Source organism: Frateuria sp., assembly GCF_035944355.1.
GTDB lineage: Bacteria > Pseudomonadota > Gammaproteobacteria > Xanthomonadales > Rhodanobacteraceae > Frateuria_A.
Genome location: NZ_DASZBH010000016.1, coordinates 339,069 through 353,944, shown reverse-complemented (window position 1 = coordinate 353,944; position 14,876 = coordinate 339,069). Strand labels below are relative to the sequence as shown.

At 70.6% G+C, this 14,876-nt stretch carries 13 protein-coding genes; 6 read left to right on the top strand and 7 right to left on the bottom strand.

Annotation, left to right across the window (positions count from 1 at the left end):
• Positions 1-90 precede the first annotated feature (90 nt).
• From VGU03_RS14560 to VGU03_RS14550, 3 genes are all read left to right on the top strand, one after another.
• On the top strand, positions 91-741 hold the full coding sequence (locus tag VGU03_RS14560; protein ID WP_327481730.1) for a thiol:disulfide interchange protein DsbA/DsbL: 651 nt from the start codon (positions 91-93) through the stop codon (positions 739-741).
• Between the two features lie 83 nt (positions 742-824).
• Complete coding sequence (locus VGU03_RS14555) at positions 825-1,631, top strand: endonuclease/exonuclease/phosphatase family protein (RefSeq protein WP_327481728.1); 807 nt, start codon at positions 825-827, stop codon at positions 1,629-1,631.
• Complete coding sequence (locus VGU03_RS14550) at positions 1,628-2,041, top strand: hypothetical protein (protein ID WP_327481726.1); 414 nt, start codon at positions 1,628-1,630, stop codon at positions 2,039-2,041. The genes VGU03_RS14555 and VGU03_RS14550 overlap by 4 nt, the downstream gene beginning before the upstream one ends.
• On the opposite strand, the gene VGU03_RS14545 is transcribed toward VGU03_RS14550, so the two are convergent.
• Positions 1,955-3,538, bottom strand: a complete 1,584-nt coding sequence (locus VGU03_RS14545; RefSeq protein WP_327481724.1) for a glycoside hydrolase family 17 — start codon at positions 3,536-3,538, stop codon at positions 1,955-1,957. The genes VGU03_RS14550 and VGU03_RS14545 overlap by 87 nt on opposite strands.
• An 88-nt stretch (positions 3,539-3,626) precedes the next feature.
• Here VGU03_RS14545 and VGU03_RS14540 point away from each other — a divergent pair, with 88 nt between their 5' ends.
• The 3 genes from VGU03_RS14540 to VGU03_RS14530 all read left to right on the top strand — a co-directional run bounded on the left by VGU03_RS14540 (position 3,627) and on the right by VGU03_RS14530 (position 9,162).
• Entirely contained in the window at positions 3,627-5,687 is a 2,061-nt protein-coding gene (locus VGU03_RS14540; protein WP_327481722.1) for a transglycosylase SLT domain-containing protein, read from the top strand.
• A 1-nt stretch (position 5,688) separates the two neighbouring features.
• Positions 5,689-6,921: a multifunctional CCA addition/repair protein gene (locus VGU03_RS14535; protein ID WP_327481720.1), complete on the top strand. Its 1,233-nt coding sequence runs from the start codon at positions 5,689-5,691 to the stop codon at positions 6,919-6,921.
• A 93-nt stretch (positions 6,922-7,014) separates the two neighbouring features.
• Positions 7,015-9,162, top strand: a complete 2,148-nt coding sequence (locus VGU03_RS14530; protein WP_327481718.1) for an LTA synthase family protein — start codon at positions 7,015-7,017, stop codon at positions 9,160-9,162.
• A gap of 220 nt (positions 9,163-9,382) precedes the next feature.
• On the opposite strand, the gene VGU03_RS14525 is transcribed toward VGU03_RS14530, so the two are convergent.
• The 6 genes from VGU03_RS14525 to VGU03_RS14500 form a co-directional block, all read right to left on the bottom strand.
• Positions 9,383-10,591, bottom strand: a complete 1,209-nt coding sequence (locus tag VGU03_RS14525; protein WP_414655968.1) for an ABC transporter permease — start codon at positions 10,589-10,591, stop codon at positions 9,383-9,385.
• Positions 10,588-11,322, bottom strand: a complete 735-nt coding sequence (locus VGU03_RS14520; protein ID WP_327481716.1) for an ATP-binding cassette domain-containing protein — start codon at positions 11,320-11,322, stop codon at positions 10,588-10,590. Before VGU03_RS14520 ends, VGU03_RS14525 begins: the two co-directional genes overlap by 4 nt.
• Complete coding sequence (locus tag VGU03_RS14515) at positions 11,319-12,896, bottom strand: alpha/beta hydrolase (RefSeq protein ID WP_327481714.1); 1,578 nt, start codon at positions 12,894-12,896, stop codon at positions 11,319-11,321. Before VGU03_RS14515 ends, VGU03_RS14520 begins: the two co-directional genes overlap by 4 nt.
• 92 nt (positions 12,897-12,988) lie before the next feature.
• Complete coding sequence (locus VGU03_RS14510; protein ID WP_327481712.1) at positions 12,989-13,180, bottom strand: helix-turn-helix transcriptional regulator; 192 nt, start codon at positions 13,178-13,180, stop codon at positions 12,989-12,991.
• A gap of 46 nt (positions 13,181-13,226) precedes the next feature.
• Complete coding sequence (locus tag VGU03_RS14505) at positions 13,227-13,835, bottom strand: hypothetical protein (protein WP_327481710.1); 609 nt, start codon at positions 13,833-13,835, stop codon at positions 13,227-13,229.
• Between the two features lie 12 nt (positions 13,836-13,847).
• Positions 13,848-14,765, bottom strand: coding sequence for an alpha/beta hydrolase (locus tag VGU03_RS14500; protein ID WP_327481708.1), 918 nt, complete (start codon positions 14,763-14,765; stop codon positions 13,848-13,850).
• Positions 14,766-14,876: the final 111 nt, after the last annotated feature.

Here is a 14,876-nt window from a genome sequence, read left to right as displayed (position 1 = left end):
TGACCGGCGCATCGCCTGCGACGACGCGGCGGTGCTTCAATGGGCGCAGGCCGTGCCCTCGCACGCAACCTCGAATCCAGGGAGAACCCGATGATCAAGCACCTCGCCCGCTTACGCCTGCTGACCCTGCTGGGCGGTCTGCTGCTGGCCGGCATCTGCACCGCCGCACCGCAGACGCCCGCGCCGTACACCGAGGGCGACCAGTACGTGACCCTGCCCGCGCCGTACCAGCGCTACAGCCCCGAGGGCAAGGTCGAGGTGGTCGAGGTGTTCTCCTACGGCTGCATCCACTGCGCGCACTTCGCGCCGCTGGCCGAGCAGCTGCGCAAGTCGCTGCCCAAGGGCGTGGTGTTCAAGCTGATGCCGGCGCCCTTCAGCGAGGAATGGCTGCCGTACGCGCGCGCCTACTACGCCGCGGACAAGCTGGGCGTGGTCGAGCGTACGCACTTGGCGCTGTTCCAGGCCAAGTTCGACCAGCATTACCCGATCAACACGCTGGACGAGCTGGCCGACTTCTACGCCAGCCACGGCGTGGACCGCGCCCGGTTCATGCGCATCGCCACCTCGCCCGAAGCCACCGAGCAGCTGAAGAAGGATTTCGCGCTGCTGCAGAAATGGCAGATCGGCGGCACCCCGACCCTGGTGGTCGACGGCAAATACCGCACCGCGCAGGTGAAGTCCCTGCAGGAACTGGTGGACCTCACCCAGTGGCTGGCCAAGCGCGAGCTGACGGGCAAGTAGGCCACGGCCTCGCAGCCTCGCGTTCACGCACGGCAGGCGATGCTCCGCGCATCGCCGCCCAAGGTTCCGACCGCCGCACCTCGATGACCCGAGCCGCCTCCGATCCCGCTTCATCCGAACGCCGCCTGCGCCTGCTCAGCTGCAACATCCTGGCCGGCGCCAGCGTGCAGCGCTACAGCGAATACGTCACCCGCAGCATCAACGCGGTGTTGCCGGGGCGCAGCAAGCTGGACAACCTCGACCGCCTGGCCGAGGTGCTGCCGCAGTTCGACGTGATCGGCCTGCAGGAAGCCGACGCCGGCAGCCTGCGCTCGGGCTTCCTCAACCAGACCCGCTACCTGGCCGAGGCCTCCGGCCTGCCGTTCTGGAGCCACCAGCCGAACCGGCCGATGGCGCGCCTGGCGCACTCGGCCAACGGCCTGATCAGCCGGATGGAACCGCACAGCGTCTACGACTACCCGCTGCCCAGCCGCATTCCCGGCCGCGGCGCGCTGCTGGTGCGCTACGGCGCCGAGGCCGAGGCGCTGACCGTGATGATCGCCCACCTCTCGCTCTCGGCGCAGGCGCGCGCGCGCCAGCTCGCCTTCATCGCCGAAGTGCTGCAGGACTACCCCAACGTGGTGCTGATGGGCGACCTCAACACCGAGGCGAACAGCGCCGAGATGCGCCACCTGTTCGCGCGCTGCGCGCTGCAGCCGCCGACGCAGCCGACGCCGACCTTCCCCAGCTGGAAGCCGCGCTGGGCGCTGGACCACATCCTGCTTTCCGAATCGCTGCAGCTCGAACGCGTGTGGGCGCTGCCACAGGCGTTTTCCGACCACCTGCCGCTGGCGGCCGAGATCCGCCTGCCGGCCACACTGGCGCCGCGCGCCCAACGGTTGCGCCGATGAACCGCACACTACGCCTGACCCTGCCCTGGTTCGCCATCGCGCTGGTCGCGCTGGCCGCCGCCACGTTGCGCTACGGGGTGATCGAGCCGGCCTCGGTGGCGCGCCTGTGCGGCGTCGACGGCGGCCCGGGCTGGTGCGCCTGGCGGCAGTGGGCGGTGCTGGGTTTCCTGAGCTACGGCTACGGCTACGCCGCGCTCACCGCCGCCTTCGTCGCGCTGGTCGCGCGCCATCCGCTGGCGGCCTGGCTGGCCGCCGCGCTGGGCTTCGCCGCACTGGTGCTGTACTGCTTCGAGGCCGGCGCGTTCGCGCTGCTGGTCGGCGCACTACGCCTGCTGCGTGCGCAGGCCGGCGACTTCATGCCAGGCGAGCAGCACCGGCAGGGCGAGGGTGAGGTTCAACCCCAGCCATAGCCAGGCGGTGAAGTTCAGCCCCGCCTCCTGCACCACCACCAGCGTGCCGAGCACGGGCAGCACGCAGGCGAGCAGGCGATGCTCCGCCGGCGGCATCGCCGGCTTTGCGGACAACCAGCCGGACAGCGCATAGCCCACGCAGGGCAGCGCGAACAGGCCCAGCGGGAAGTCGCGGTAGCGCCCATCGAACACCATCAGCAGGCCGTACCAGGCCAGCCCGAACAGCCAGCCCAACCGCAGCCATGCTGGCGGCGGCACGCCCTCGCCCATGCCGGCCAGGCGGCGCGCGATGCCGCGCGCCAGCCACGCCCCGGTGGCGAGCGCGGCCAGGCAGGCGGCGGCCGAAACACCCCACTCGAACAAGTCGCGGCAGGCGTAGACCATCTGCCGCCCCTGCCAGGCCAGCGCCGCACCCGTGGCGAAGCCGGCCAGTAGCGAGGCGCCCAGGCCGCGTCCGCGCACGCGCGCGGCCATGGCGAACGCCGCCGCGCCCAGCGCGCCGGCCAGCCAGCCGCACCACCAGCGGGGCTCCTCCACCACCGGGCCGGTCATCGAAAACTTCGGCCGCGCGTGCACGTCGAAGATGCCCCAGTAGCCGCCCACGGTGCCTTCCTGCACGCGCTTCCACGGCTGGTCGAAGGCCTCGATCACGTTGTAGGGCATCTGCACGGTGCCGGCGTAGGCCAGGAACTGGCGCAGGTAGCGCGCCTCGTTGACCAGGGTGGCGCGCGCCGCTCGGCGCGGGCGGCCGGCGCTGGGCCAGCCGGTCTCGCCGATCATCACCCGCTTGCCGGGAAACGCCTGCTGCATGCGCGCGTAGACCTCGGCCACGTGGCGCACCGCGTGCTCCGGCGGCACCGGCTCGTCCTCCCAGTAGGGCAGGATGTGGATGGTCAGGTAATCGACCGCTTCGGCCATCTGCGGAAAGCGCAGCCAGAACTCCCACACGTCCGCATAGCTCACCGGCACCGATGCCGGGACCGCCGCGCGCACCTGTCGCACGTAGCCGGCCAGCGCCTGCGGCGAGAGCTCCCCGCGCAGCAGCACCTCGTTGCCCACGATCACCCCGCGCAGCGCCTGCGGGTTCGCCCTCGCCGTGGCGATGCCCATGGCCACCTCGCGCGCGTTGGCTTCGAGGTCGCGACCGAGCCAGATGCCCATCAGCACCTGCATGCCATGGCGCCGCGCGATCGCCGGCACGGCGGCCAGGCCCTGCCCTTGCGCGTAGGTGCGCACGCAGTCGAAGCGCTGGGACAACGCGTGCAGGTCGGCGTCGATGCGCTCGGGGCTGATGAAGGTGGCCGCGTCGTACGGCGTCTCGCCTGGCCGACGGTACGGCGCATAAGACACGCAGGCGATCCGCGAGGAGGGCGCATCCGGCAGGGCCACCGGCCGGCCCATCCACCACCAGCCCGCCAGACCGGCGATGGCCGCCAGCGCGAGCGCAAGCCACACGGGCCAGTGCGGACGGGAGCGGGGCGGCGGCGTGATCGACATGCCCTTCCTGGCGTGGCGGCGAAACCGGCGAGCTTAGCAGCAGCGCCGGTTAACGCACTTCCGGGTCGCGCTTACTACACTTGCGGCAATGATCCCGAACACCTCTCAGGCCGCGCGCGCGCGGCGTCCCTTGCCTTATCTCCTGTTTGCCCTGCTGACCGCCTGGTTCGGCCTCGCGGCGGCGGCGAGCGCCACGCCCTCGCTGGCCGAACAGCGCATCGCCTTCAGGCAGGCCTGGGCGGTCGCCCAGCAAGGCGGCGACGGCTGGCGCGCGTGGGCCGGCAAGCTGGCTGGCTATCCGCTGTATCCGTATCTTGAAGAAGCCGCGCTCGAGCACGACGCGGCCACGCTGGACCGCGCCACCGTGGCCGGTTTCCTCAAGCGCTACCCCGACCTGCTGCCGGCCGCCGACCTGCGCCGCGCCTGGCTGCTGGAACAGGCGCGCCAGCAGCACTGGGACGACTTCCTGGCGTTCTACCAGAACGGCCTGGGCGACACGCTCGCCTGCGACGCGCTGCAGGCGAAGCTGGCGCAGGGCGGCACGCTCGACTTCCAGCGCGACCTCGCCACGCTGTGGGCCAAGCCCAGCCTGCCCAACGCCTGCGACCCGGTGATCGACGCCGCGCACGCGGCCGGCCTGCTCACCGATGCGCGCCTGTGGACGCGCATCGACCGTGCGGTCGACGCCGGCCAGGGCGGCACCGTCGCGGGGCTGGCCGCCTGGCTGCCGGCCGGGGAAGGCAAGGCCGCCGAGCGCCTGGCGCAGGCGCTGCGCGACCCGGCCGCGGCGGTGGCCGATGCGGTGAACTGGCCCGATACGCCGCGCGGGCGCCAGGCCGCCGCGCTCGCGCTGCAACGGCTCGCGCGCCGCGATACCTCGGCTGCCGATGCCGCGTGGCAGCGGCTGCAGGCGCGCTTCGCCTTCACGCCGTCGCAGCGTGACGGCGTGACGTACGCGCTGGCGCTGTATCACGCGACCGATTTCGACGAGCACGCACTCGATCGCCTGGCCGCCCTGCCTGCCGCCGCGCAGACCGAGGCCAGCCGCGAATGGCGCGCGCGCGTGGCGTTGGCCCGGCAGGACTGGACCGCCGTGCTGGCCGCCATCGACGCGATGCCCGCGAGCCAGCAGGGCCAGGACGAGTGGCGCTATTTCCGCGCCCGCGCACTGGCGGCGACCGGCCAGGACGCCGCGGCGGACGCGCTGTACGCCGAGCTCGCGCGCGAACCGACCTACTACGGCTTCCTCGCCGCCGACCGCACGCAGGGCGACTACGCGATCTGCCCGGCCACCCCGCCCGACGACGCACAGCGCGAGCAGGCGCTGCAGGCCGATGCGGGCCTGCGACGCGCGTTCGAACTGTACGCGGTCGACCTGCCCCGGCTGGCGCGCCGCGAGTGGTCGCGCGCGCTGGACGGCGCGGACGCGGCGACCCTGCGCGCCGCCGCGAAGCTGGCCTATGCGCAGGGCTGGTACGACCGCGCCGTGTTCACGTTCTCCAGCGGCACCGCCCTGCGCTACTACGACGAACGCTTTCCGCTGGCCAGTCCCGACGGCGTGGTGCCGCAGGCCCAGCAGGCCGGGATCGACCCGTCCTGGGCCTACGCCATCGCCCGCGCCGAGAGCGCGTGGGTGAGCGACGCGCGCTCGGGCGCCGACGCGCGCGGCCTGATGCAGCTGGTCCCGGCCACCGCCGCGCGGGTGGCCAAGCAGTACGGGCTGGGCTGGAGCGGCGGCGATTCGCTGTACGACCCGGTGGTCAACGTCATGCTCGGCACCCGCTACCTGGCGCAGATGGCCGCGCGCTACAACGGCGCGCCGTGGCTGGCCAGCGCCGCCTACAACGCCGGCCCGAACAAGGTCGACCAGTGGCTGGACGCGCGCGGCACGCTGCCGCCGGACCTGTTCGTGGCGACCATCCCCTACCGCGAGACCCGCGATTACGTGGCGCGCGTGATGGCCTTCTCGGTGATCTACGACTGGCGCCTGTCCGGCAAGGCCCTGCCGCTGGCCTCGCGGATGCCGCCGGTCGGCCAGCCGTACAGCCTTCCGGACGTCCGTACGCCGCGCAGGGACGTGACCTGCCCCGCCACGCCGGCACCCGCCGCAGCGTCCAGCGCGGTCGCCGGCACGGGCGCGGCGCGCTGACATGCGCAGCTACCTGGTGGGCGGCGCGGTACGCGACCGGTTGCTGGGACGGCCGGTGGTGGACCACGACCACGTGGTGGTGGGGGCCACGCCCCAGGACATGCTGGCGCGGGGCTTCCGGCCGGTAGGCAAGGATTTCCCGGTGTTCCTGCACCCGGACAACGGCGAGGAATACGCGCTGGCGCGCACCGAGCGCAAGACCGGTCACGGCTACCACGGCTTCGCCTTCCACGCCGATCCGGGCGTGACGCTGAAAGAGGACCTGGCCCGGCGCGACCTCACCATCAATGCCATCGCGCAGGACGAACACGGCGCGCTGGTCGATCCCTTCCACGGCCAGCGCGACATCGAGCGCCGCGTGCTGCGGCACGTGTCGCCGGCCTTCGTCGAGGACCCGGTGCGCCTGCTGCGGGTGGCGCGTTTCGCCGCGCGCTTCGCGCCGCTGGGGTTCGCCGTGGCCGATGAGACCATGGCGCTGATGCGCACCATGGTCGCCAACGGCGAGGTCGATCACCTGGTGCCCGAGCGCGTGTGGGCCGAGACCCGCCGCGCGCTCGGCGAGGCGCAGCCCTCGGCGTTCCTGCGCGTGCTGCGCGAGGCCGGCGCGCTGGCGGCGCTGTTCCCCGAGGTCGACGCGCTCTACGGCGTGCCGCAGCGCGCCGAATTCCACCCGGAGATCGATACCGGCACGCATCTGGAGCTGGTGCTGGACATGGCCGCACGGCTCGCCCCCGGCGACGACCTGGTCGGCTTCGGCGCGCTCTGCCACGACCTGGGCAAGGCACTCACTCCAGCCGAGGTGCTACCCGGCCACATCGGCCACGAGCATGCCGGCGTGGCGCCGCTGCGTGCGCTCGCCGCGCGCCTGAAGGTGCCGGCCGAGCACGCGGCGCTGGCCGAACTGGTTTGCCGCGAGCACCTCAACGCGCACCGCGCGCTCGAACTGCGGCCGGCCACCGTCCTGCGGTTGCTGACGACGCTGGACGCGCTGCGCCGCCCGCGGCGCCTGGATTCGTTCCTGGTCGTGTGCGAGGCGGACAAGCGCGGCCGCCTGGGACGCGGCGAAGCGTCCTATCCGCAGGCCGCCTTCCTGCGCGCGGCGCGGGACGCCGCGGCGCGCGTGGATGCCGCCGGGTTCCTGGCGCGCGGCCTGACCGGCCCGGCGATCGGAGCGGCGATGGAGAAGGCACGCACGGCGGCGATCGCCGCGCTGCCGCGACCGGCGCGCAGCTGAACTCCGCCGCGCGAGAGCGCCACGTTTCTAAGCCGCGGCCAAGCGCCGCCATGTATAAAGGCACGCCGCACCGTGTCTCTGCAAAGGGTTGCCATGTCCTTGTCCGCTACGCCCGACCGATCGCTCCGCCAGCGCTTCCGACCGCTGTGGTGGCTGGGCGCGACCTACCTGCTGATCGGCGTGGCCACGCGCATCGTGCTGCTGGCGATGAGCGGCAGCGGCGTGCCGTTCAATCCGCTGTACTGGCTGTATGCGTTCGGCATCGGCGCCTGCTACGACCTGGTGACCCTGCTCTACGTCGCCTGGCCGCTGATGCTGTTCCTGTGGATCGCGCCGACCGACCGGGCCTGGGTCCGCACGCCGCTGCGCTGGCTGGGCTGGCTGCTGATCCTGGTGGCGGCCTATGGCCTGTGCTGGCTGGGTCTGCACGCGCTATGGCGCGCGAGCGCGTCGGACATCCGGCCGCTGGCGCTGCTGTTCCTCTACCTGCTGCCGCTGCCGGCGCTGGCCTACAACCGCGCCAGCGGGCGCGCCGCCTTGCACGTGCTGTACCTGGCGACGATCTTCGGCCTGCTGTTCGTGGCCGCCTCGGAACTGGTGTTCTGGAATGAGTTCGGCGTGCGCTTCAACTTCATCGCCGTGGATTACCTGGTTTACACCACCGAGGTGATCGGCAACATCCGCGAGTCCTATCCGGTGGGCCTGTGGATGACGCTGATCGGCGCGCTGGCGCTGGCGATCCTGTGGCTCAGCCGACGCGGCTTGCGCGCGCGCGACAGCGGCAGCCGCTTCGGCAGACGCAGCGCGGTGGCGCTGGTCTGGCTGGTGCTGACCGTGGCCTCGGTGATCGGCGTCAACGGCGCGCTCAAGGACCGCACCGGCAACACCTACGTCAACGAGCTGGCCGGCAACGGCGTCTACCAGTTTTTTGCCGCGTTCCGCAGCAATCACCTGGACTACGCACGCTTCTACCGCACGCTGCCCGATGCAAATGCCTTCGCGCGCGTGCGCGCCGGCCTGGCCACGCCCGAGGCGCACTACGTCAGCGACGATCCCACCGACCTCACCCGCGCCATCGTTCACCCCGGACCCGAGCAGCACCTCAACGTGGTGCTGATCAGCGTGGAGAGCCTCTCGGCCGACTACCTGGGCCGGTTCGGCAACACCCAGAAGCTCACCCCGAATCTGGATGCGCTGGCCGACCAGAGCCTGTTCTTCGAAAAGCTATACGCCAACGGCACGCGCACGGTGCGCGGGCTGGAGGCGCTGTCGCTGTCGATCCCGCCCACGCCCGGCGATTCGGTGCTCAAGATGAAGCACAACGAGAACCTGTTCTCGCTGGCGGACATCTTCAACGATCGCGGCTACGAGTCGGAGTTCGTCTACGGCGGCTACGGCTACTTCGACAACATGAATTACTTCTTCAGCCACAACGGCTACGTCGCGGTGGACCGCAAGGACATCCCCAAGGACGCGACCATCCACCACGAGAACGTCTGGGGCGTGGCGGACGAGGATCTCTACACGCTGGCGCTGGGCCAGATGGACAAGATCCACGGTGAAGGCAAGCCGTTCTTCCTGCACATCATGACCACCTCCAACCACCGGCCCTACACCTTCCCGGCCGGCCGCGTGGATTTCCCGCAGGGCTCGCGCGCCGGCGCGGTGGCTTATACCGACTGGTCGATCGCCGACTTCATCCGGCGCGCCCGCGCCAAGCCCTACTTCGACGACACCGTGTTCGTGATCACCGCCGACCACGACGCCTCCAGCGCGGGCAAGGCCAGCATTCCGGTCAACCGCTACCACATTCCGCTGTGGATCTACGCACCCAGGCACATCGCGCCGCGGCGGGTGGATCGCTTCATGAGCCAGATCGATATTCCGCCGACCCTGCTGGGGCTGCTCAACTTCAGCTATCGCAGCCGCTTCTTCGGCTACGACATCTTCCAGCTGCAGCCCGGGCGCGAGCGCGCCTTCCCGGCCACCTACGAGAAGCTCGGCTACCTTCGCGGAGACCTGCTGACGATCCTGGAACCGCAGAAGAAGGTCGAGCAGTTCCATCCGGACTTCGCCAGCGGCGACGCGGTGTCGGTGAAAGAACGCAATGCCGCCGATGCCGACGACGCCACGGCTTACTACCAGGTGGCGGCGGAGCTGTTCAAGGAAGGCAAGCTGGTACGGCGGCCGCAGGACAGCACGCCGGTGCAGCCGTTGCCGGCGAGTGCTTCCTCGCGCTGAGGATGGTCCGAAGCAAAGGCCTCCCCCTCTCCCCAACCCTCTCCCCCGACTGCGCCGGGGGAGAGGGAGCAAAGCGTAGGTCGCCGCAACGCTTGTGCTCGCCTTCCTCTCCATCCGGCCAACGACCGGAGGAGAGGGTCGGGGAGAAGGGGAGGCCTTTCGTTCCCCTTGTCCAACGCCGACCGAACAAGGCTTTCCTCTACCTGCAGCAGTCCGTCCCTCACCCCGAAATAGCCAACCGCTCCGACCGGTACAACTGCATCGTCACCAGCGCCACCACCAGCGCGGCGAGCGCGCTGCCGCCCAGGCACAGCGCCAGCGGCACGGCGCCGATGCCCTCGCCGCGGACCAGGTCCAGGATGCCCAGGTGCTGGCCCAAGAGCGGCACGGCGTACATCCAGTGCTGCGGTTTGATCGGCATCACCATCAGCGCGATGCTCGGCAGGATCGGCAACAGCATCAGCAGCGAGAGGTAGGTCTGCGCCTCGCGGTAGCTCTTGGCGAAGGCGGCCACCAGCGACTGCAGCCCGGCCAGCAGCACGATCAGCGGCAACTGCAGCAGCAGCACGTGCAGCGCGAAGGCCAGTCCCAGGTTGATCTCCATGCCCAGCTTCTCGGTCGGAATGAAGCGGCCGACCACGGCGAAGGCGATCAGGCAGATCACCAGGCTGGCGGTGGAGAAGGCGCAGATCGCCGCCAGCTTGCCCAGGAACACCTTCCAGCGCGGCACCGGGTTGGCGAACAGCGGTTCCAGCGACTGCCGCTCGCGTTCGCCGGCGGTCAGGTCGATCGCCAGGTACATGCCGCCGATGAAGATGGTCAGCACGAACAGGTAGGGCAGCATGTTGAACATCAGCACCGCGCGCGATTGCGCGGTGGCCTGGTCGCGCTTGGCCACCACCACCGGCACCGCCACGCCCGGCGCCAGGCCGCGCGCGACCAGGCGCATCGCGCCCTGCTGGCGCGCGTAGTCCTCCACCAGCTTGGTGACCCGCTCCACCGGCGTGTTGGCATCGCGCTGGGAGGAGTCGTAGATCAGCTCCACCTGCACCGGTTCGCCCTTGCGCCAGGCCTTGGCGTAGTCGGGCGCGATGCGCAGGACCAGGTCGGCCTCCTGCTCGCGTACGGCCTGCTCGGGGTTGGCGAGCGCAGGCTGCGGCACCACGCCGCCGGCCTTCAGCGCGCCGACCAGGTTGGGCGCGTACTGCGCGCCGATCACCGGCACCTTGAGCGGTTGTTCGGCCTTGTCCAGCTCGCGGTTGACGGTGAAGCTGATCAGCATCATGAACAAGAGCGGCGTCATCAGCGGTCCGGTCAGGAACGCGCTGGTGAGCGTGCGCCGGTCGCGCAGGTTCTCGCGCACCTCCTTGAGGAAGACGGTGATGAAGGCGCGGCTGCGGCGCAGCGGTGGGTTGTCCATCCTGTTCATGCGGCCAGTCCCTCTTCGCTGCCGATCAGTTTCACGAAGGCTTCCTCTAGGTTCGCCTCGCCGGTCTGCGCGCGCAGCGCGTCGGGCGTCTCGTCGGCGACCACGCGCCCGTGCGCGATCACCACGATGCGATCGCACAGCGCCGCCACCTCCTGCATGATGTGGCTGGAGAACAGCACGCAGCGGCCCTCCGCCTTGAGCTTCAACATGAACTGCCGCAGCGCGCGGGTGGCCATCACGTCCAGCCCGTTGGTGGGTTCGTCCAGGATCACGTTGCGCGGGTCGTGGATCAGCGCGCGGGCGATCGCGGTCTTCACTCGCTGGCCCTGCGAGAAGCCTTCGGTCCGGCGCTCGGCGATGTCACCCATCTCCAGCGCGTCGATCAGCGCCTCGCGACGCGTGCGCAGTTCGTCCTCGGGCAGCCCCTGCAGGCGCGCGAAATAGTCGATGTTCTCGCGCGCGGTGAGGCGCTTGTACAGCCCGCGCGCATCGGGCAGCACGCCGAGCCGGCGGCGCACCGCCAGCGCATCGGCGGCCGCGTCGATGCCGTCGACCAGCACCTGCCCGCGGTCGGGCGCCATCAGCGTGTAGAGCATGCGCAGCGTGGTGGTCTTGCCGGCGCCGTTGGGCCCGAGCAGGCCGGTGATCTGGCCGTCGCGGGCGGCGAAGCTGACGCCGTCGACGGCCTTCACCGCGCCGAACGCCTTGTGTAGATCCTTGACCTCGATCATGGGGTCGCTCCGTTGAAATCGATGAACAGCGGGGTCGGCTGCAGGCGCTCCAGGCAACTGGCGTCCAGTTTTTTCGGATCCAGGTCCTCGATGAACCGCTGCACCAGCTTGGGCGCACAGCCGGCGCCGATCACGTTGTGGCCCTGGCCCTGGAGCACGAGATGGCGCGCATGGGACAGGCCCGCGAGCACCTCGTCGCCGTAGCGCGGCGGCGTCACCGGGTCGTACTGGCCCGACAGCAGCAACGTGGGGACGGCGCTCTTGAACGGCTGGTGGAAGTCGGCCGGACGCGTGCCACGTGGCCACACCGCGCACACCGCCTGCAGCGTGTCGATCATGCGCGTGCCCAGCATCGTGTCGGCGTCCTGCGGGCGCGGGGCGAGCAGGTCGGCGTCCTCGCTGCAGATCACCGAGGACTGCATGCCGCCGTTCATGCTGTCGCCCAGGTCGCCACTGATCAGCTTGGCCTGGCCCAGCAGGGGCCCGACGTCGCCGTGCGCGGCCTCGTCGATGGACAGCGGCAGCAAGGCGGCGGTCACCGGCGAATAGGCGAACAGGCGCACCACGCTGACCAGCGCGTCGTCGCTGAGCGTGCGCTCGACGCTCTGGAAGCTCTGCGGATCGCGGAAGCTCACCTTGTGCGGGTTGGCGCGCAGCGCGTCGCGCAGCTGGTAGAGCGTCTGGTACGGGTTGCCGAAGCGCGCCTTGCATTCGGGCTCGGCGGTGCAGCGCGCGAACTGTGCCTTGAGCGCATCGTCCAGGTTGCGGGCGAAATCCTCGCCCAGCACCAGCTCGTTGGGCACCACGCCGTCGAGCAGCACGCTGCGCACGGCGTCCGGATGGTGCATGGCGTACTGCTGCGCCACGCGGGTGCCGTAGGACACGCCGACCAGGTCGAAGCTGGGCGAGCCGAGCGCTCGGCGCGCGTCCTCCAGGTCCTGCACCGCGACCGTGGTGGTGTAGAAGCGCGGATCGGCCTTGGCCTGGATCTCCGAAAGGCACTGGGCGGTCTGCGTGCGCAGCCGTTGCGCGTCGAAGCCCGCCGACTCGGCGTCCGCCGCGGCCTTCTCGGTCGCCTTGCAATCCAGCGGGTTGGAGCCGCCGGTGCCGCGCTGGTCGATCAGCAACACGTCGCGGTGGGCCAGCAGCGGCGCGAGCGCCGGCGCGACCATCGGCCAGGTTTCGGTGGCCGCCTGGCCGGGGCCGCCGGCCAGGAAGACCAGCATGTCCTTGGCCGGCACCTGCGCGTCGGAACGGATCACCGCCAGCTTCAGGGTGATCTTGCGGCTGTGCGGGTCGGCGCGGTTCTCCGGCACCTCGAAGGGCGCGCACCAGGCGGCCGTGGTCAGGCCGCTGTCCGACCGGCCGAGCTCGCAGGCGGTCAGGGTCAGCGTGCCGATGCGCCAGGTCGGCCGCTTGCCCGGTGGCTGGGCTTTTGCGGCCGATGCGGCGGTCTGCCCGGACGGCGCATCGGGCTGGTGGGCGCCGTGCGGACCCCACTGCTTCCATGCCAGCAGTCCCAGCCCGGCCACGACCGCTACGATGCGCAACACGGTGCGCGGTTTCAAAGCCATGTGCCCCACTCCCCTTCGGTTTTGCGGTATTGAAGCCCGCGCGAGCGCGGTCTCCATGCCATTCGGTACGCCGGCCCCCGCCGGATCGCACTTCAATCAGGTTCGAAAATCGCCTCGATCGGACGGCCGAACAGCCGAGCGATCTTGAACGCCAGCGGCAGGCTCGGGTCATACTTGCCGGTCTCGATCGCATTGACCGTCTGGCGCGACACATCCAGCCGCTCGCCCAGATCGGCCTGCGACCAGCCCTGTTCGCCGCGCAGGTCGCGCACGTGGTTCTTCATCGCGAGGCCTCCCGGCCGGCGCTCGCCGGCTCAGTCGCCCGCGCGGTCATGCCGCGCCCCGGCCACCACGACGCGCACGCCAACGCATCCAGCTCAGCACCACACCGGCGGACAGGAACGCCGCGCTCATGCCGCACAGCAGGCCCAGGCCCATGTCATCGAACCTGTGCCGACCGAGCCAGGCGATCGCCGCAGTCGCCACCGCGGCGAGCAGGAAGCGCCAGGCGATCGGCATGCCGCGGTCGTCCTCGCAGCTCAGGCTCATGCCGTAGCGCCGCCCGACCCACCAGCGCGTGACGCCGTAGCTCAGCATCATCACCGGAAACACCCAGATCAGGATCGCGCCGTCGGTCTTGAACACCTGGGCGGCGGCGAGGAAGCCGCCGACCAGGCTCAACCCGCCGACGACCGCCGTCGCCGCCCCCAGGGCGACGAGGTGGGTGCGCTGCTCCAGCTCGTCGGCGTCCAGGATGCGCCGGGCCATCAGCCCGATCACATAAAGCATCGGCACCACCGGCACCAGCGCGAGCAGCACCTTGAGCAGCGTGCTGTCGACGGTGCGGACCATGGGCCAGGCCAGCAGCATGAAGCCGACATAGCCGCTCATCGCGAGCAGGGTGTAGCGCTGGTACTGGCGTGGCGTCAGACGAGCCATGGCGACGTGTCCTCAGAGCGATTTGAGAAAGCCATCCAGCGTCTGCTGGAATTGCGCCGGCTGGTCGAGCATGGCGAAGTGGCGCGAGGGACTGATCGAGGCCACCGTGGCATGCGGTGCCGCGCCGAGCAGGCTTTTCCAGTAGGCCGTCTTCTGCGCCTCGGTATAGGGCTGCGCGGCGGCCTTGCCGTCGGCGGCGTAGTAGGGCGAGATCTCCAGGATCGGCACGGTGGCGTTCTTCATCTGCGCGCGGAAGTCGAGCGCGAGATCCTCGGCCGCGTACTCGGCCACCGCCTTGGGGTCGCTGCGGCTGCTCAGCGCGGCGTACTGCGCGGCGCGCGCCGGATCGATAGTGCCGATCGAACGCATGTAACCCAGCTGCTGCGCCTGGAACGCCGCCGGCGTGGCCGCGGCGAGCTGTGCCTTCATCGCCTGCGCCATCGCGCCGCGCTGGGCGGCGGGCAGGTTCTCGGTCATCGGCAGCACCGGCAGGCCGTCGACCGCGACCACCGCGCCGAGCAGCTGCGGCTGCTCGCTCGCCAGCTTGAGCGCCAGCGTGCCGCCCAGGCTGTGGCCGACCAGCACGGGCTTGGTCAGGTGCTGCTCGCCGATCAGGCGAACGAGCGAGCGTTCGGCCTGCGCGAGGTAATCGCTGCCGCTGGGCGCCGGGGTGCCATCGAAGCCGGCCAGCGTCACCGTATAGACCACATGATTCTTCGCCAGCGCCGGCACGGTCTGCGCCCAGGCCCACGCGCCGCTGCTCAGGCCGGGGATCAGGATCACCGGCCGCCCATGGCTGCCGTGCTGCTGCACCGAAAGGGTGCCGACCTGCAGGGTGGCCGCCTCGGCGGCCCGGGCCGGCTGGGTGGCCAAGCCCGCCAGGGCCAGGCTGCAGGCCGCGGCGATGAAGCGGTTGAGCTTGTTGCGCATGATCTACTCCCGTCCGTGTCAAGTGTGCTTGACAGGCAGATTAGGCGCGACTTCCGTGTCTGTCAAGCGTCCTTTACAAACGACGCATATCGGCCTTGCCTTGAACGACTG